The organism is Pseudomonas frederiksbergensis (assembly GCF_003732665.1).
Lineage (GTDB): Bacteria > Pseudomonadota > Gammaproteobacteria > Pseudomonadales > Pseudomonadaceae > Aquipseudomonas > Aquipseudomonas frederiksbergensis_G.
Genome location: NZ_MOBP01000004.1, coordinates 203,017 through 220,035 on the forward strand (window position 1 = coordinate 203,017; position 17,019 = coordinate 220,035).

Annotated in this window: 14 protein-coding genes; 6 read left to right on the forward strand and 8 right to left on the reverse strand. The window is 60.5% G+C overall.

Annotated elements, in window-relative coordinates:
• Positions 1-12: 12 nt before the first annotated feature.
• The 4 genes from BK665_RS07000 (at position 13) to BK665_RS07015 (ending at position 3,393) form a co-directional block, all read left to right on the forward strand.
• A complete protein-coding gene (locus BK665_RS07000; protein WP_123404104.1) occupies positions 13-1,038 on the forward strand; it encodes a putative 2-aminoethylphosphonate ABC transporter substrate-binding protein in 1,026 nt (341 codons plus the stop codon).
• A gap of 147 nt (positions 1,039-1,185) precedes the next feature.
• Positions 1,186-2,319: a TIGR03364 family FAD-dependent oxidoreductase gene (locus BK665_RS07005; RefSeq protein WP_123404106.1), complete on the forward strand. Its 1,134-nt coding sequence runs from the start codon at positions 1,186-1,188 to the stop codon at positions 2,317-2,319.
• Positions 2,319-2,885, forward strand: a complete 567-nt coding sequence (locus tag BK665_RS07010; RefSeq protein WP_123404108.1) for a phosphonate degradation HD-domain oxygenase — start codon at positions 2,319-2,321, stop codon at positions 2,883-2,885. Before BK665_RS07005 ends, BK665_RS07010 begins: the two co-directional genes overlap by 1 nt.
• 85 nt (positions 2,886-2,970) lie before the next feature.
• The gene (locus tag BK665_RS07015; RefSeq protein ID WP_123404110.1) at positions 2,971-3,393 is read left to right on the forward strand and encodes a hypothetical protein; all 423 of its coding nucleotides are present in this window, start codon (positions 2,971-2,973) and stop codon (positions 3,391-3,393) included.
• Between the two features lie 118 nt (positions 3,394-3,511).
• Here BK665_RS07015 and BK665_RS07020 read toward each other — a convergent pair whose 3' ends face one another.
• Together BK665_RS07020 and BK665_RS07025 are read right to left on the reverse strand one after the other, a co-directional pair.
• A complete protein-coding gene (locus BK665_RS07020; protein WP_123404112.1) occupies positions 3,512-4,876 on the reverse strand; it encodes a GTPase/DUF3482 domain-containing protein in 1,365 nt (454 codons plus the stop codon).
• Positions 4,869-6,239, reverse strand: coding sequence for a DUF2868 domain-containing protein (locus tag BK665_RS07025; protein WP_123404114.1), 1,371 nt, complete (start codon positions 6,237-6,239; stop codon positions 4,869-4,871). Before BK665_RS07025 ends, BK665_RS07020 begins: the two co-directional genes overlap by 8 nt.
• Positions 6,240-6,324: 85 nt before the next feature.
• On the opposite strand from BK665_RS07025, the gene BK665_RS07030 reads away from it, so the two are divergent.
• Entirely contained in the window at positions 6,325-6,837 is a 513-nt protein-coding gene (locus BK665_RS07030) for a dihydrofolate reductase (protein WP_123404116.1), read from the forward strand.
• Between the two features lie 113 nt (positions 6,838-6,950).
• Here BK665_RS07030 and BK665_RS07035 read toward each other — a convergent pair whose 3' ends face one another.
• Positions 6,951-8,342 carry an L-cystine transporter gene (locus tag BK665_RS07035; protein WP_123404118.1) on the reverse strand — a complete coding sequence of 464 codons (1,392 nt, stop codon included), beginning with the start codon at positions 8,340-8,342 and terminating at the stop codon, positions 6,951-6,953.
• A gap of 251 nt (positions 8,343-8,593) precedes the next feature.
• On the opposite strand from BK665_RS07035, the gene BK665_RS07040 reads away from it, so the two are divergent.
• The gene (locus tag BK665_RS07040) at positions 8,594-9,649 is read left to right on the forward strand and encodes an HAD family hydrolase (protein WP_123404120.1); all 1,056 of its coding nucleotides are present in this window, start codon (positions 8,594-8,596) and stop codon (positions 9,647-9,649) included.
• A 299-nt stretch (positions 9,650-9,948) separates the two neighbouring features.
• On the opposite strand, the gene ilvD is transcribed toward BK665_RS07040, so the two are convergent.
• The 5 genes from ilvD to BK665_RS07065 form a co-directional block, all read right to left on the reverse strand.
• Positions 9,949-11,790, reverse strand: coding sequence for a dihydroxy-acid dehydratase (gene ilvD / locus BK665_RS07045; RefSeq protein ID WP_123404122.1), 1,842 nt, complete (start codon positions 11,788-11,790; stop codon positions 9,949-9,951).
• Between the two features lie 257 nt (positions 11,791-12,047).
• Complete coding sequence (locus BK665_RS07050; RefSeq protein WP_123404124.1) at positions 12,048-13,268, reverse strand: MFS transporter; 1,221 nt, start codon at positions 13,266-13,268, stop codon at positions 12,048-12,050.
• Entirely contained in the window at positions 13,261-14,226 is a 966-nt protein-coding gene (locus BK665_RS07055; RefSeq protein WP_123404126.1) for a diiron oxygenase, read from the reverse strand. Before BK665_RS07055 ends, BK665_RS07050 begins: the two co-directional genes overlap by 8 nt.
• The gene (locus BK665_RS07060; RefSeq protein WP_123404128.1) at positions 14,223-15,302 is read right to left on the reverse strand and encodes a SagB family peptide dehydrogenase; all 1,080 of its coding nucleotides are present in this window, start codon (positions 15,300-15,302) and stop codon (positions 14,223-14,225) included. The genes BK665_RS07055 and BK665_RS07060 overlap by 4 nt, the downstream gene beginning before the upstream one ends.
• A gap of 431 nt (positions 15,303-15,733) precedes the next feature.
• Positions 15,734-16,930 carry a class I SAM-dependent rRNA methyltransferase gene (locus tag BK665_RS07065; RefSeq protein ID WP_123404130.1) on the reverse strand — a complete coding sequence of 399 codons (1,197 nt, stop codon included), beginning with the start codon at positions 16,928-16,930 and terminating at the stop codon, positions 15,734-15,736.
• Between the last annotated feature and the right edge of the window lie 89 nt (positions 16,931-17,019).

The following is a 17,019-nucleotide window of genomic DNA, read 5'->3' on the forward strand; positions in this document are numbered from 1 at the left end:
AGGAACCGCATCATGTTCAAGCCTTTGGCCCTGGCCGCTGCTGTCCTCACGGCTTTCAGCCTGAACGCCTTCGCGGCGAAAACCGAGTTGACGGTGTACACCGCCCTCGAAGCCGAACAACTGAAGACCTACAAGGACGCCTTCGAAAAGGCCAACCCGGACGTCGAGATCAAATGGGTGCGTGATTCCACCGGGATCATCACCGCCAAGTTGCTGGCCGAGAAAGAGCGCCCGCAAGCCGATGCGGTCTGGGGCCTGGCGGCGTCGAGCCTGGCGATCCTCGATCAGCAAGGCATGCTGCAAAGCTACGCGCCGAAGGATCTGGCCAAGATCGGCGGCAACTACCGCGACGCCGCCAACCCGCCGGCCTGGGTCGGCATGGACGTGTGGGCCGCGACCATTTGCTTCAACACTGTCGAGGCCGAAAAGCAGGGCCTGACCAAACCCGTGAGCTGGCAAGACCTGACCAAGCCTGAGTACAAAGGCAAGATCGTCATGCCTAACCCGGCCTCGTCCGGCACCGGTTTCCTCGATGTCAGCGCCTGGCTGCAAACCTTCGGCGAGAAGCAGGGCTGGGCCTACATGGATGGCCTGCACCAGAACATCGGCCAGTACGTTCACTCCGGTTCCAAGCCTTGCAAACTCGCGGCTTCCGGGGAATTCCCGATTGGTATTTCCTTTGAGTACCCGGCGGTTCAGCTGAAGCGCCAGGGCGCGCCGCTGGACATCATCCTGCCGAAAGAAGGCCTGGGCTGGGAGATCGAAGCCACCGCGGTGATCAAGGGCACCGCCCATGAAGACGCGGCGAAGAAACTGGCGGACTTCTCGGCCAGCCCGGCGGCGATGGAACTTTATAAAGAGAACTTCGCGGTTCTCGCTTCGCCAGGCATTGCCAAGCCGCAGACCGAATTGCCGGCGGATTACGAGCAGCGTTTGATCAAGAACGACTTTGCCTGGGCGTCGAAGAATCGTGACGAAATCCTGACTGAATGGCGCAAGCGCTATGACGGCAAGTCCGAGAAAGTGGTTGCCAAGTAAGCTCTTCATCGGCTGACAGGGCCTCTTCGCGAGCAAGCCCGCTCCCACATTCGATCGGCAAGTTGCTGAAGATTTGTGAATCACCACAAATCCCCTGTGGGAGCGGGCTTGCTCGCGAAAGCGGTCTGTCATTCAGGACAAAACCCCATGACACAACACCAAGACATGCTGATCGTAGGCGCCGGCATCCTCGGCCTGTCCCACGCCTACGCCGCCGCCAAACGCGGTCTCAAGGTCACCGTTTTCGAACGCAGCGAAACACCTTTGGGCGCCTCGGTCCGCAACTTCGGCCAGGCTCTGGTCACCGGCCAGCCACCCGGCCCAATGCTCGAATTGGCCAAGGCCAGTCGCGACATCTGGGGTCATTGGGCCAACGTCGCCGGCCTGCAACTCAAGCGCAACGGCTCGTACCTGTTCGCCCGCACCGAAGCCGAAGAGCACCTGCTGCAAGCCTTTTGCAACGGCCGCGCCGTGGAACACAACTACAACGTCGAACTGCTGCGCGGTGCCGCATTGCGCGACTTGTACGGCGGCCAGTTCAGCCATCACCGCGTCGCGTTGCATGGCCTGGACGATCAGCAACTGTATTCCCGCGAAGCGATTCCGGCGCTGATCGATTACCTGCGTCGCGAACTCGGCGTCGAGTTTCACTTTTCCACCCTGGTGCGCGACATCGAACCCGGTCGCTTGCACAGCACCGCCGGCAGCTTCAGCGCCGGGCAGATCATCGTCTGTTCCGGCCACGATTATCAGACCTTGCTCGCCGAGCCGATTGCCGCGCTCAACCCGCAAATCTGCCGCCTGCAAATGCTCCGGGCCCGGCCGCGAATCGATTTGAATCTGCAACATGCGTTGCTCACCGGATTGAGTTGCGTGCACTACGGCGCATTCGCCGACCTGCCGGAGGCCGCCGCGGTGCAGGCGCAAATCCTGCGCGACGTGCCGCACCTGCATGACAACGGCATTCACCTGCTGATCAGCCCGACGCCATATGGTGAGTTGATCATCGGTGATTCCCACCATTACGGCAGCGATCCGTCACCGTTCAACGCCGAGCAGGTGGACGACTGGATGATTGAACTGGCCGAACAGACCTTGGGCTGCAAGATCCAGGTGATCGAGCGCTGGCAGGGTGTCTATGGTTCCAAGGGGCCGGGACCGTTTTCGTTCCTGCGCCCGCAACCGGGGGTGAGCGTGGCGCTGATGCACACCGGCGTGGGCATGAGTGTCGGGCCGGCGATGGCCGAACGTAACGTGGCGCAGTTGTTGGGGGCGCCATGATGAAAGGCAATGAACAAGTGGTCGCCGAGGTGTTTGCGCTCTATGAGCGTTTTGGCGACAGCGACTACATCGGCGAACCGGTGTCGCAGATCGAGCACATGTCCCAGGCCGCTGAGCTGGCGATGGCCGAAGGCTTCGACGACGAAGTGGTGTTGGCGGCGTTCTTTCACGATATCGGGCACATCTGCAGCGAGAGTGCCGAGAACATGGGCGGTTATGGCGTGGTCAGCCACGAACGCCTCGGTGCGGATTACCTGCGCCGCGCCGGTTTCAGCGAGCGCATGGCGCGGTTGGTGGAGTACCACGTGCAGGCCAAGCGATATCTGACGCTGAAAGAGCCTGGGTACTACGAGCGCTTGAGCGAAGCCAGTCGCCGGACCCTGGAATATCAGGGCGGTGTGATGACGCCGGCCGAAGCCGAGGCCTTCGAGCGTGATCCGTTGTGTGCGGTGAGTTTGCGCATGCGGCAGTGGGATGAACTGGCCAAGGAGATGTGGGTGCCGGTGCTGGATCTCGACATTCTGAAGCGCAAGGCGCTTGGGCTTTTGTCCGGCGTGGCGTGCTGAACCGTCTCACACGGATTTGGGAAACGTTGGATGGATCATCCTGTTTCGCAAGAGCATGCTGATTTTTTCTTAAGGGGACGCATGGATGCGTTACTTGAAAGTGATTGCTCAGGATCGAGGTGGGCGGGGGGAGGCGGATACTCTGCGATACCTGTTTTATGAAGATGACCGGTTGCTGCATGAGGCGATGGCGGCTGATCTTCGGCAACTCAAGGTCTTTGGCAAAACCTATCTGAAATGCGCGTGGTTCAACGCCGGTCAAGGTGAAGAGCGCCACCTGCGGATTTTCTCGTTGAATCCTTCCGCCGATGGCACGCCGGAATCGGTGCGGCTGCATTTTCATGAGGGCGAGGTGATTGCCTACAAGGCTGCGGCTCATGATCTGGATAACGATGGTGGGCTGGAGGTGATCCTGAGTTCGGATGTGGACAATGACGGGCGTTCGAATCGCACGGATCGCAGTCGGGTGACCGCGTTGGTGAAGCAGTTTTTGAAGGTTGATTGGTAGGCGTTTAACCCCTGAAACCGAGTCGCGGCCTTCGCGAGCAAGCCCGCTCCCACAGGGAAATGCATTCCAATGTGGGAGCGGGCTTGCTCGCGAAGAGGCCGGTCCGGACGACGCAGACCTAAAGCTGCTGCGCCAACCCTTCAACCTGCTCCTGCCGCTCAGCCTGGCTCAACTTCGCCTGCGGATTGAGCGACGACCACTGCGGATGCGCCCGGGCCTTGTTCAGCGCTTCGGGCAACTTGCCTTCGCGCCAGGTCTTGTCCTGGGGCGTGGCCACCTGGATGCTGTCCATCGCCGCATGGCCGCGCTGGTTCAAGGCTTGCACCAGTTGCCGCTGACGCAGGGCCAACAGCCGCAACACGCTGTCATCGACGGTCAACTCTCGCTGGCCCTTGATCTTGCCCAGCAATCGACTGCCGTAGCTGCGGGCGGTTTGCAGCGCGCCGCCAGCGATGGCCCCGGCCAGTGCGGCGGCGCCGAGGGTCAGGCCACCCACCAGCAGGTCCACGCCAGCCCCCGCCGCTGCCCCCGCTGCGATCCCGCCGCCGACCCGTACGCCCAATTGCTTGAGGGTTTCCGGGTTGAACAAGTCATCGCCCCAACGGCCATCCAGCAACGGCAAGTCACTGGCGGCGGCGTCCTGCGGGCGGAAGGCGTAGAGCTTGAGCAAGGCTTCGACGCAGCGCTGTTCCCGTTGGCGAACGGCTTTGCGCAGTTCGCTGATGGCTTGTTGTTCCTGCTCGGCCTCGCTGACCACACTGCGTCGGCACGCGGCGCAATCGATCAACAATTCGGCAATCAGCCGCGCCGCACTTTGCTGGCGGGCGAGGCGCTGGGCCTGTTGATCGGTGATCAGCCGCTCCAGTTGCGGACGCGCGTTTTCCAGCAGCAGCGCGAGGCTTTCATAGAGCCGGCGTTCGCCATCCTCGGGCGGGGCGACGCTGTCAAAACGCACCAGCGCATGCAAGCCCAGACGCGCCAGCGCTTCACGCCAATCCGGTTCGCGATGGTTGGCGCTGCTGACGAAATTCAGCACCGGCAGCAGCGGTTTGCCGCAACTGGCCAGCACTTCCAGTTCGTCGCGGTACTTGGCCAGCACCGGTTCCCGGGCGTCGATCACATAGAGACCGGCGTCGGAGGCCAATAATTGGCGCAGCACCTTGGCTTCCTGTTCGAACCGCTGCCGGGCTTCGCTGCCCTCAAGAAACCGTGTCAGCCGCGCCGGGCCGTCGAGGCGTTCGCCGGGGCGTTCCAGACGTTCGAGGTAGTCGAGCAGAGCAATGGCATCTTCCAGTCCCGGTGTGTCGTAGAGATCGAGCAGCGGATCGCCGTCCACCGACAACCGTGCACCTTCGACATGCCGGGTGGTGCTGGGCCGATGGGACACTTCACCGAAACCGACATCCCGGGTCAGGGTGCGTAGCAACGAGGTTTTACCGACGTTGGTGTGGCCGACGACGGCAAGCTTCAAAGGCTTAATCATGGCCCGTCTCCAGCCAGTTCATGGGCGCACAATCGGCGAACGGTAGCTCAAGCTGTTGCAGCGCCGTGTGCCAGTCGCCGAGGCGCTCGGCATCCAGCGCTTCGCCGGTTGGCGCTTGCAGCAGCCAGACCCGGGTGGCGCTGGCATTGCGCGCCAGTTCGGCGATCAACGCCAGGCTGCCGCGATCTGGTGAGCGCCGTGGATCGCAGGCAATCGCCAGGCGTGCCGGGGGGAAACGGCTCAGTTGTTCCAAGAGTTTGTTACGGGACTCGCGGCTGTCGAGGATGCCGGCGTCGCTCACGGATTTGGGCAGTGCCGGTGGCCAGGGGCGTTGGTCGTCCAGTTCGATGGCTACCAGCAACGCGCCGTCGCTGTGCAATTCGCTGACAGCGCTTTCGACCCGGTGAAGCTGATCCGGCGCGGCATCGCTGATCCCGAGGCGCTCACTGGTGGGCATCAGCCGTTCACGCAATTGCGCATAACCGGGCAGGTTCAGGTCCAGGCGCAATCCGGCCTGACCGGATTTCCAGCGCCACAGGCAAAACAGCGCCAGCAGCAGGCGCGGCAGCACGCCGTACACCACCAACACGCCGACCAGCCATGTCGCCCAGGCCTGACGGGCGCTTTCGATGTTGAGCGCGGTGTCGCCGCTGGCGCGGATCATCTCCACGGTCGGCACGTTGAAGCCGAGCAGCGAAGGCAATGCGCCGAGGGCTTGGGTCATCGCAACGAAAGTGTCGGCGCTGAGCAGGGTGGTTTCCCAGACGAAGCCGTAGCGCCGGGTCGCCATCAGCGTCAGCAGGATTGCCAAGGCACTGAGCATTGCCAGCAACCACAGGCTGTTGACCAATACGCCGACGGCCCAACGATTGAGTTTGTGCCGTTGCAGCAACAACAGCAGCGCCGGGGCCAGTTGCGCAGCTTTTGCGTCGCGAGCGAGTTTTTCGCTAAGCCACAGCCACAAGCGCCCCAGCGTGGCGCCGTGTTCACCGGCGAACACCAGGCCCAACGCCCAGCTCAGCAACAAAATCAGGTTCAGCCCGAGCAGGCTGCCCAAGGCCCAGAACACGTTCACCGAGACTTGCCCGTCGCCCAGCGCGGCAAAGGCCAGGCCGGCGCCGCTGACCACGGCCAATATCGCGAGTATCAACAGCGCCAGTCGCGTCCCTTGCAGCCAGTGCTTGAGGGCGCTGGTCAAGCCATCGCGTTCGGCCAGCCACAAGGCGCGGCGTTGAATGCGGCTTGGCAGGTCGCCGCCGGCGGTGCGGGCCAGTCGGTTGGCTTCCAGATCGTCCAGAGGGCCGGCGTGTTCTTCGCGCAGGCGAATGGTTTCCGTCAGCCAGAGGTTATTCAGTTCAGTCACGCGGCATCCCGTCGCTTCAATGAACGGTGAGCATAACCGCTGTGGCGCTTATCGGGAAAAGGGAGGCTCTGGTATCCTCGCCGGCATGACTAAATCACTCCCCCTCAGCCTGATCGCAGCCCTCGGTGAAAACCGCGTGATCGGCGTCGACAACAGCATGCCCTGGCACTTGCCGGGGGACTTCAAATACTTCAAGGCCACCACCCTGGGCAAGCCGATCATCATGGGTCGCAAGACCTGGGATTCCCTCGGTCGACCATTGCCGGGGCGCTTGAACATCGTGGTCAGCCGTCAGGCGGATCTGGTGCTGGAAGGCGCGGAGGTTTATCCGTCGCTGGAGGCCGCCGTGGTTCGCGCCGAAGCCTGGGCGAAAGAGCAGGGCGTTGATGAGTTGATGCTGATTGGCGGGGCACAGTTGTATGCCCAAGGTTTGGCGCAGGCGGACCGGTTGTATCTGACGCGCGTGGCGTTGAGCCCGGTGGGGGATGCGTGGTTTCCGGAGTTTGATTTGAACGAGTGGACGTTGGTTTCCAACATCGAGAATCCGGCGGTGGAAGATAAGCCGGCTTACAGCTTTGAGGTTTGGGAGAAGGCCTGAAAAGCTTCGCGGGCAAGCCTCGCTCCTACAGGATTGGCGCCATTTCATAAACGGCGCATAACCTGTAGGAGCGAGGCTTGCCCGCGAAGGGGCCCGCTCAGGCGATGAAAAACTTAAGCCTGCGCCAACTCCGCATGCTCATCCGCATCCAGCAGCTCTTTATCGGTCTGCTGCATCATCTGGCTGGTAATCGCCCCGGCCGTAATCGACCCACTGACGTTCAACGCCGTACGGCCCATGTCGATCAGCGGCTCAACCGAAATCAGCAACGCCACCAGTGACACCGGCAAACCCATGGCCGGCAGCACGATCAACGCGGCAAACGTCGCGCCGCCACCTACGCCGGCCACACCGGCCGAACTCAGGGTCACAATCGCCACCAGCGTCGCGATCCACAACGGATCGAGCGGATTGATGCCCACGGTTGGCGCGACCATCACTGCCAACATTGCCGGGTACAAACCCGCACAGCCGTTCTGGCCAATGGTCGCGCCGAACGAAGCGGCGAAACTGGCGATGGATTGTGGAATGCCCAAACGGCTGGTCTGCGCTTCGATGCTCAGAGGAATCGTCGCCGCGCTCGAACGGCTGGTGAAGGCAAAGGTCAGCACCGGCCAGATTTTGCGGAAGAAACGCAGCGGGTTGATCCCGGCCGCCGACACCAGCAGGCCATGGACCACGAACATCAGACCCAGGCCGATGTACGAAACCACCACGAAACTGCCGAGTTTGATGATGTCTTGCAGGTTGGAACCGGCGACCACTTTGGTCATCAGCGCCAATACGCCATACGGGGTCAGCTTCATCACCAGACGCACCAGACGCATCACCCAGGCTTGCAGGGTGTCGATGGCGTTGATCACTTTCTGACCTTTTTCGACGTCATCCTTCAGCAGTTGCAGCGCGGCGACTCCGAGGAATGCGGCGAAGATCACCACGCTGATGATCGAGGTCGGCTTGGCCCGGGCCAGGTCGGCGAACGGGTTCTGCGGGATAAAAGACAGCAGCAACTGCGGCACATTCAGGTCGGCGACCTTGCCCGCATAGTCGGTCTGAATGGTTTGCAGACGCGCCATTTCCTGGGTGCCGGCGACCAGGCCTTCGGCGGTCAGGCCGAACAGGTTGGTCAGGCCGATACCGATCAGCGCCGCGATGGCGGTGGTGAACAGCAGCGTGCCGATGGTCAGGAAACTGATCTTGCCCAACGACGAAGCGTTGTGCAGACGGGCCACGGCGCTGAGGATCGAGGCGAACACCAGCGGGATCACGATCATTTGCAGCAACTGCACGTAACCGTTGCCCACCAGATCGAACCAGCCGATCGAGGCTTTCAGCACCGGGTTGCCAGCACCGTAAACAGCATGCAACGCCACACCGAACGCCACGCCCAACACCAATGCGAGCAGGACTTTCTTGGCTAAGCTCCAAGAGGTGTGACGGGTTTGCGCCAGGCCAAAGAGCAGGGCGAGGAACACCAGCAGATTGAGAATCAGCGGCAGATTCATAAAGACTCCATAGACTTGTGCCAGCCACCTTCGTGTGTGACTGCGAACCGGCAAGCCTAACAGCTTGATATCCAATGAATTAATACCAAAAACAGAGGTGGACTGTCGTTTTTGGAATAAGCGGGTGCCGTTGTGGGGAATGCGCCTGACGGAATCAGGACGCAAGCGGTCGTGGGCAGGCGGGAACTGTCACAGTTTTTTGTTAGCGTCGATGTCTTTGAATCTGGGTCTCTCTACAAGGAAGCATGCAGATGAAATTCGCACCGAAAATGCTGGTTGCTGCGCTCTGCCTCGGTCTCGCCGGCCAGGTATTTGCCACGGATTTGAAGCACTGGCCAGCGGATCAGGCCAAGGCACTGGACGCGATGATCGCGGCCAACGCCAATAAGGGTAACTTCGCGGTGTTCGACATGGACAACACCAGTTACCGCTACGACCTCGAAGAGTCGTTGCTGCCGTTCATGGAAAACAAGGGCCTGATCACCCGCGAAACCCTCGATCCTTCCCTGAAACTGATTCCGTTCAAGGACACCGCCGACCACAAGGAAAGCCTGTTCAGCTACTACTACCGCCTCTGCGAAATCGACGACATGGTTTGCTACCCATGGGTCGCGCAAGTGTTCTCCGGCTTCACCCTGCAAGAGCTCAAGGCGAATGTCGATGAGCTGATGGCGTCCGGCAAACCGGTGCCGAGCACTTATTACGACGGCGATGTGGTCAAGACCATCGACGTCCAGCCGCCGAAAGTCTTCACCGGCCAGGCTGAGCTTTACAACAAACTGATGGAGAACGGCATCGAGGTCTACGTGATGACCGCCGCCTCCGAAGAACTGGTGCGCATGGTCGCGGCCGATCCGAAGTACGGCTACAACGTCAAACCGCAGAACGTGATCGGCGTGACCACACTGCTCAAGGACCGCAAGACTGGCGAGTTGACCACCGCGCGCAAACAGATCACCGCCGGCAAGTATGACGAGAAGGCCAACCTCGGTCTGGAACTGACGCCTTACCTGTGGACCCCGGCGACTTGGATGGCCGGCAAGCAAGCGGCGATCCTGACCTACATCGACGAGTGGAAAAAACCGGTGCTGGTGGGCGGCGACACCCCGAGCAGCGACGGCTACATGCTGTTCCACAGCGTCGATGTGGCCAAGGGCGGCATCCACTTGTGGGTCAACCGCAAAGACAAATACATGACCCAACTCAACGGCATGATGGCCAAGCATGCAGCGGCCCAGGCCAAGGAAGGGTTGCCGGTGACGGCGGACAAGAACTGGGTGATCGTTAAGCCGGAAGAGATCCAGTAAACACAACGCATGACCCCTGTGGGAGCGAGCCTGCTCGCGAAGGCGGTGTGTCAGTCCACATCAATGTTGAATGTGATGGCCTCTTCGCGAGCAAGCCCGCTCCCACAGGTTTTGTGTAAGGCCACACTGTTGTGATCGACACAAATCCCCTGTGGGAGCGGGCTTGCTCGCGAAGGCGTCTGGTCAGTCGACAATAATGTTGAATGTGATGGCCCCTTCGCGAGCAAGCCCGCTCCCACAGTGAGCGCGCAAAAAAAGCCCCGCACTTGGCGGGGCTTTTTTATGGCGGTGATTAAGGCTTACAGCCCGTCAAGCATCGCCTTGTTACGCACGGCACCCTTGTCTGCACTGGTGGCCAGCAGGGCGTAGGCTTTCAGTGCGGTGGTTACCTTGCGTGGACGTTTTTCCACGGGTTTCCAGCCTTTCTGATCCTGCTCGACCCGGCGTGCCGCGAGTTCTTCGTCGCTGACCAACAGGTTGATCGAGCGGTTCGGAATGTCGATCAACACCTTGTCGCCGTCCTGCACCAGGCCAATCGCGCCGCCAGCAGCGGCTTCCGGGGAAGCGTGGCCGATGGACAGACCCGAAGTGCCGCCGGAAAAGCGACCGTCGGTGAGCAGGGCACAGGCTTTGCCCAGGCCTTTGGATTTCAGGTACGACGTCGGGTAAAGCATTTCCTGCATGCCCGGGCCGCCTTTCGGGCCTTCGTAACGGATGATCACGATGTCGCCGGCCTTCACTTCGTCAGCGAGGATGCCGCGCACGGCGCTGTCCTGGCTTTCAAAGATCTTCGCGTTGCCTTCGAACACGTGGATCGACTCGTCGACGCCAGCGGTTTTCACCACGCAACCGTCGAGGGCGATGTTGCCGTACAGAACGGCCAGGCCACCTTCTTGCGAATAAGCGTGCTCGACACTGCGGATGCAGCCGTTTTCACGGTCGTCGTCCAGGGTTTCCCAGCGGGTCGACTGGCTGAACGCGGTTTGCGTCGGGATGCCCGCAGGACCGGCCTTGAAGAAGTGATGCACGGCCTCGTCGGTGGTCTGGGTGATGTCCCACTTGGCGATGCCTTCGGCCATGCTCTTGCTGTGCACGGTCGGCAGTTCGGTGTGCAACAGGCCACCACGGGCCAGGGAACCGAGGATGCTGAAGATCCCGCCGGCACGGTGCACATCTTCCATGTGGTACTTCTGGATGTTCGGCGCGACTTTGCACAGTTGCGGTACGTGGCGGGAGAGGCGGTCGATGTCCTTCAGGTCGAAGTCGATCTCGGCTTCCTGGGCGGCGGCCAGCAAGTGCAGGATGGTGTTGGTGGAACCGCCCATGGCGATGTCCAGGGTCATGGCGTTTTCGAACGCCTTGAAGTTGGCGATGTTGCGCGGCAACACCGACTCATCGTTGTCGCCGTAGTAACGCTTGCACAGGTCGACGATGGTGCGGCCGGCCTGCAGGAACAGCTGTTCGCGGTCGCTGTGGGTCGCGAGGGTCGAACCGTTGCCCGGCAAGGCCAGGCCCAGGGCTTCGACCAGGCAGTTCATCGAGTTGGCGGTGAACATGCCGGAGCACGAACCGCAGGTCGGGCAGGCGCTGCGCTCGTACTCAGCGACTTTCTCGTCAGAAGCGCTGGAGTCGGCGGCGATCACCATGGCATCGACCAGATCGAGGCCGTGGCTGGCCAGTTTGGTCTTGCCGGCTTCCATCGGGCCGCCGGAAACGAAGATCACCGGGATGTTCAGGCGCAAAGCAGCCATCAGCATGCCGGGGGTGATCTTGTCGCAGTTGGAGATGCAGACGATGGCGTCGGCGCAGTGGGCGTTGACCATGTACTCGACGGAGTCGGCGATGATCTCGCGGCTCGGCAGCGAATACAGCATGCCGTCGTGGCCCATGGCGATGCCGTCATCCACGGCGATGGTGTTGAATTCTTTCGCGACACCACCGGCCCGTTCGATTTCACGGGCGACCAGTTGGCCCAGGTCCTTGAGGTGGACGTGGCCCGGTACGAACTGGGTGAAGGAGTTGGCAATGGCGATGATCGGCTTCTTGAAGTCGTCATCTTTCATCCCCGTGGCGCGCCACAGTGCGCGGGCACCGGCCATGTTGCGGCCGTGGGTGGATGTTTTCGAGCGGTAATCAGGCATGGAGCACTCCGGGCGGCTAATCAGGTATCAAAGGGGAGTGAGCTTCTATTGACGTCTGGAACACTCAGAAATGGCCGTGTGTCCGGAAGTTGCCGATGACTTTGCGGGATCGCCGCTTGCCTCAGCCTGAGCTCATAAACCCGCCGGGGGATGAATGGCGATGAATCTCGCGATTCTACACCGCTGGCGTCAGGAGGGAATGGCGGAAAGTGCTGATCCAGTGCTGACGCTACGTGTGGGATGACCGCCGGTAGCCATTACTCGCAATTCGGGCTGGGGTTGATGTTGCTCGCACGGTTGTTGATGCGACTGTTAATCAGCAATGCCAGGCTGCCAAGCATGATGAAGCTGTAGCCCAGCGTGGCTTGCAAATTGGCCGGGCTCAAGCTGATCAATGCACTGATCAAGCCGCCGCAAATAAAGATCAGCGTGCTGCCAGCCGAAGCGGAAGTCCCGGCATTGTCCGCAAACAGGCTCATGGCTCTGGACGTGGCGGCCGGCCTCGCGATCGTGGTGCCGGCGGTACAGATGAGCATGGGTGTAAGAACGGTGACTGCAGACAACGCAAAGTGCAGTGAAAGGTAAAGCATGCTTAGCCCGGAGAAGAGAATCAGGCTCAGCCCGATAATGATCTGGTGGCTGGTACTGATTCGATGGGTCAGCCAGGTCGCCACGATGCCCCCGACCAGGTAAGCCACGCCGTAGACCAGTAAGGTGAGCGAGAAGTCATAGGGGGCGAGCTGAAGTTGCTCCATGAAGATCAAGGGTGAAATGACGATGAACGAAAAATGGCAAGCGAAGGCAAATGCCGATATCAGCCAATAACCCAGAAACTCGAAGTTGCTGAACACCCGTCGATAGGATTGGATTATTTTCGGTCGGCCGCCCGTCGCTCCCGGGTGGTTGCGTTCAAGAAGAAAACAGGTTTTGACGAATACCAGCGCAGCCAGCGCGATGAACAGCATAAAGCTGCCCTGCCAATCCATGGTGGCTTGAAGGAAGGTTCCGGCCAGTGGCGAGACTGAAATGAAAACCCCGGTTGCGGTCACCATGAGAATCCGCAGGCGATCACGTTCTTCGCCTCTGAACAGATCCTGCACCAACGCCTGCGACAGGACGAAACAGCCGCAACCGACCGCCTGGACGACACGAAAGAACAGAAAGAATGAGTAGTCTGTGGACAGCACGCACCCGGTCGCTCCCATCATCGATACCGCCATCCCTGCCAGTAGCAATCGCTTGCGGCCGATCACATCCGAGAGTGGCCCGATCAACAATTGGGACAGGGCGATGCCGACGGCGAACAGGCTGATCGACAACGCGATGTTGGCGGGAGTGGTCCGGAAATGGTCGGCCAGCGCCGGAAATGAAGGCAGCAGGACATCCAGCGGGAAGACCCCGAGCAGCACCATGGTCATCAACAGGATCACCGCGGCGCGGCGTTTTTTCAGGCTGACCGCGGATTCTGCGTCATTCATCGACAAGCCCGGCCTGTGCGAAAAGTTGCTGGTTGCTGCGCAAGTCGAAGAACCCGGCGCTGCGCAGCGCCTGAAGGGTCGCAGCGGCGCCCGAGCGTGCTCGCAGGACAACGGCCGGCGCGCCGGTCAACCCCCCGAGAATGTCCGCGACACTGGCATTGTTAAGGCCTGCGCTGTACAGGCTGTCCTTCAGCCATCGCTCATCGACTTCAAAGAACAGCAGGATGATCTCCACCAGGTATTTGGCGGCGAACGTGCGCTGGCTGCTGGTCAGGGTCAGCCACAGGTAATGGAACACTTCTGAGAAATAGCGACTGTGACGAGCCTCATCCGAGAGGTGGTCCCTGAGCATGTCCTGGACGCTGGACACCAACGTGTCGCGGCAAACGTCGAGCAGCTCACTGGCGATGATGGTTTCCGAGACGAAGCCCACCAAAAACCAGGCCAGCGCCTTGTGTCGGTCCGGGGTTTGGCCGAGCAGGGCGTGCAACCGGGTTATCCGCTGCGGCGTCACGGGCCGTTGGGTGATGCCGTAATGCGCGGCAATCTGCTCGGCGAGGCTGTTGGAGAACAGCGCGTGAAAACCTTCGTCGGTGTAAAGCTGCAACGCGGCGGTTTTCATCCGCTGCGGGATGCTGACGTCCAGTTCGCCGTGGACGATGGTTTCCACCGAACGGTTGACGATGCGGTGTTCGAGCAGGGTGGTGTAGTCGAGGAAATACACCAGGTGGTTGGCCGACAGGCGATGGAGGACTGATTGGCCGGCAGCCTTGATGCTCGGGTGATTGAGGTAGGGCAGGAAGGCCGGCGGGAACCAGTGCCGGGTTTGCAGTTGCTGTTCCAGATCCGATGGCAATAGATAGGTGTGCTCGCTGGCGCGCACCGAGGCGCGGGCATTCCAGTCGCCGAGGGTAAAACGCCTGGCCCAGAAGTCCGGGACGATAGAGGCACTGGTCATTGGTGCGGCCCCTGATTGTTCAGCAGCGCTTTCAACTCCTTGCACATCACTTGCCCGTCGCTCTGACCGCAGCCGACAAAAAACAACGGCTGCTCCGCGCTGTCTTCTAGCCCTAGCAGCATTTCAACCTGATCGTCCGTCAGTGCCCCCGTCAGCCAGGTGCCCAAGCCTAGCGCGGTCGCCACCAGTTGGAAGGTCTGGGAAATATGGCCTGCCTCGACATAAGCCATGCGGTAGGCCCGGGAGTGCTGGTATTTCCACCACAGCTTGTCGAAGCGCGCACTGATGAACAGGCCCACGGGCAGGTTGTTGATGAAATGTTGGCCGCACAGCAACAGGCCCAGCGGCGCGTCGGGCAGCGGATTGACGAAACTCAAGGCGTGCTCGGCCGGATGGTAGGCGTAAAGTCCCGGCTCCAGGCCGCTGACGTTCTGCACATGCAGAAAACCTTCGCAGGCATTCAATCCTCCGCCCGAGGGGCTGCTGCGGCGGGCAGCCAGGCCTTTGGCGACCGTTTCGTCGATATCGCTTTCGCGCTCCTTGAGGTAGCCAAGGGACAGATAAAGCAAGGTGCTGACATCGCCCAGGGACACGCCTTCACCGGTGAAAGAGCGGCAGGTTTTACGCAGCATCAGCGCATCGGCCAGGCTATCGGCCGGCAACCTGCAGGGTGCGGGCAACTGAATCAGCGCGCTGGCGCAGCGGTATGCGTGATCGGAGACCGGTACGCTGGAGGTCAATACTTCATTGCAATGGTCCAGATAGTGTCTCGACCATTCATGGATATTCTGTGGGGTATATTCGCAAGGTATGTTCTTGGTGCCGATATGAAATATCTTTGATAGTTCATCCCAGCCCCAGTCGACTGTATCTTGTGTTGAAGTTTTCAGTATTCCGGTGTTCAGGAATTGAGTGTCTATTATATTGCGCTCATCGAACGCTTTTGGGTTGTCGATAAGTTGTGCAAGTCGGGTCGAGTATTCCAGGTTCAGTTCGAATTGCTTGTGCTCCCGGTAATCCCAGACTATTTGTCCGGGCGTGCGCGGTAGTATGAAGAGATACGGGTTTATCTGCATGAGGGGCGGTTCGCTCTGGGCTGTGCCATGGAAAACGCTGGGTAAGCCGGCACTCCCCAGCGTTTCACTTACTTGACGTTAACGGGCTTTAGGTGCGACCAGAAAAGCCAGGTTAGCGATTTTGTTGGTTTCCAGAGTAACTGCTTTCATGTTGTGAACTCCTTGTAAGTGATAGTGGTTGCCACTCCTTGGTGACAACTCAATCATAGTTTGTAATGAGTTCTTATCAAGTGTTAATTCAGTAGGAAAGTTCCAGTAATTTTGTGGGAGTGATCTCAGGGCTTGAAAGAACTTGTAAGCCAATTCTTTCGAATAATAAATACAGGGAAACTTCCTGCACGTCTGTAGGACGTCAAGTGTAAGAAATGGAAAATTCGGAAGGGGTAGAACGCAAACGGGGAGCCTGCTGGCTCCCCGTCAAACCCGAGTCATCAGCTGTTTGGCAGCAGGCGGCAGGTGATGCTCTTGATGTAGCGGGTCTCGGCGATGGCCGGGTGCACCGGGTGATCCGGGCCTTGACCGCCACGTTCCAGCATCTGGATGTTGCGGTCCAGGTGACGGGCGCTGGTCAGCAGGATGTTCTGCAGGTCGTCTTCCGGCAGGTGCATCGAGCACGAAGCGCTGATCAGGATGCCGTCCTTGCTGAGCAGGCGCATGGCTTGCTCGTTCAGGCGACGGTAGGCGCCTTCGCCGTTCTTCATGTCTTTCTTGCGTTTGATGAAGGCCGGCGGGTCGGCGACGATCACGTCGAAACGTTCTTCGCTGGCTTTCAGCTCTTTCAGGGCTTCGAAGACGTCGCCTTCAATGCAGGTCATTTTTTCGGCGAAGCCGTTCAGCGCGGCGTTGCGCTCGACGCCGTCGAGGGCGAAGGCCGAAGCGTCGACGCAGAACACTTCACTGGCACCGAACGCGGCCGCTTGCACGCCCCAGCCGCCGATGTAGCTGTACAGGTCCAGAACGCGTTTGCCTTTGGCATACGGGGCCAGGCGTGCGCGGTTCATGCGGTGGTCGTAGAACCAGCCGGTTTTCTGGCCCTGGATGACCGGGGCTTCGAATTTCACGCCGTTCTCTTCCAGTGCGACCCACTCCGGCACCAGGCCGAACACGGTTTCGACGTAGCGGTCGAGGCCTTCGGCGTCACGGGCGGCAGAGTCGTTCTTGAACAGAATGCCGCTCGGCTTGAGCACTTGGGTCAGTGCGGCGATCACATCTTCTTTATGGGCTTCCATGGTCGCCGAAGCGATCTGCACCACCAGAATGTCGCCGAAACGGTCGACCACCAGGCCTGGCAACAGGTCGGAATCACCGTAGACCAGGCGATAGAACGGCTTGTCGAACAGGCGATCGCGCAGGGACAGGGCGACGTTCAGGCGATGCACCAGCAGCGACTTGTCCAGGGGCAACTTGATGTCACGCGACAGCAGGCGGGCGCAGATCAGGTTGTTCGGGCTCATGGCCACGATGCCCAGCGGCTTGCCGCCGGCGGCTTCGAGGATGGCCTGGTCACCGGCCTTGAAGCCGTGCAACGGGGTGGCGGCCACGTCGATTTCGTTGCTGTAGACCCACAAGTGGCCGTTTCGCAGGCGACGGTCGGCGTTGGGCTTGAGGCGCAGGCTAGGCAGGGACATGACGTCGCTCCGGAAAAAAGAGCGGGAGTATAGCGTGTTGAGGCTTTGGGCGGGCCGGGTGGGCGATGAAACGCTGATGACGCCTTCGC

Coding starts and splice junctions, on each gene's coding strand:
- BK665_RS07000 (WP_123404104.1), top strand. CDS start 13: ATGTTCAAGCCTTTGGCCCTGGCCGCTGCTGTCCTCACGGCTTTCAGC.
- BK665_RS07005 (WP_123404106.1), top strand. CDS start 1,186: ATGACACAACACCAAGACATGCTGATCGTAGGCGCCGGCATCCTCGGC.
- BK665_RS07010 (WP_123404108.1), top strand. CDS start 2,319: ATGAAAGGCAATGAACAAGTGGTCGCCGAGGTGTTTGCGCTCTATGAG.
- BK665_RS07015 (WP_123404110.1), top strand. CDS start 2,971: ATGCGTTACTTGAAAGTGATTGCTCAGGATCGAGGTGGGCGGGGGGAG.
- BK665_RS07020 (WP_123404112.1), bottom strand. CDS start 4,876: ATGATTAAGCCTTTGAAGCTTGCCGTCGTCGGCCACACCAACGTCGGT.
- BK665_RS07030 (WP_123404116.1), top strand. CDS start 6,325: ATGACTAAATCACTCCCCCTCAGCCTGATCGCAGCCCTCGGTGAAAAC.
- BK665_RS07035 (WP_123404118.1), bottom strand. CDS start 8,342: ATGAATCTGCCGCTGATTCTCAATCTGCTGGTGTTCCTCGCCCTGCTC.
- BK665_RS07040 (WP_123404120.1), top strand. CDS start 8,594: ATGAAATTCGCACCGAAAATGCTGGTTGCTGCGCTCTGCCTCGGTCTC.
- ilvD (WP_123404122.1), bottom strand. CDS start 11,790: ATGCCTGATTACCGCTCGAAAACATCCACCCACGGCCGCAACATGGCC.
- BK665_RS07050 (WP_123404124.1), bottom strand. CDS start 13,268: ATGAATGACGCAGAATCCGCGGTCAGCCTGAAAAAACGCCGCGCCGCG.
- BK665_RS07055 (WP_123404126.1), bottom strand. CDS start 14,226: ATGACCAGTGCCTCTATCGTCCCGGACTTCTGGGCCAGGCGTTTTACC.
- BK665_RS07060 (WP_123404128.1), bottom strand. CDS start 15,302: ATGCAGATAAACCCGTATCTCTTCATACTACCGCGCACGCCCGGACAA.
- BK665_RS07065 (WP_123404130.1), bottom strand. CDS start 16,930: ATGTCCCTGCCTAGCCTGCGCCTCAAGCCCAACGCCGACCGTCGCCTG.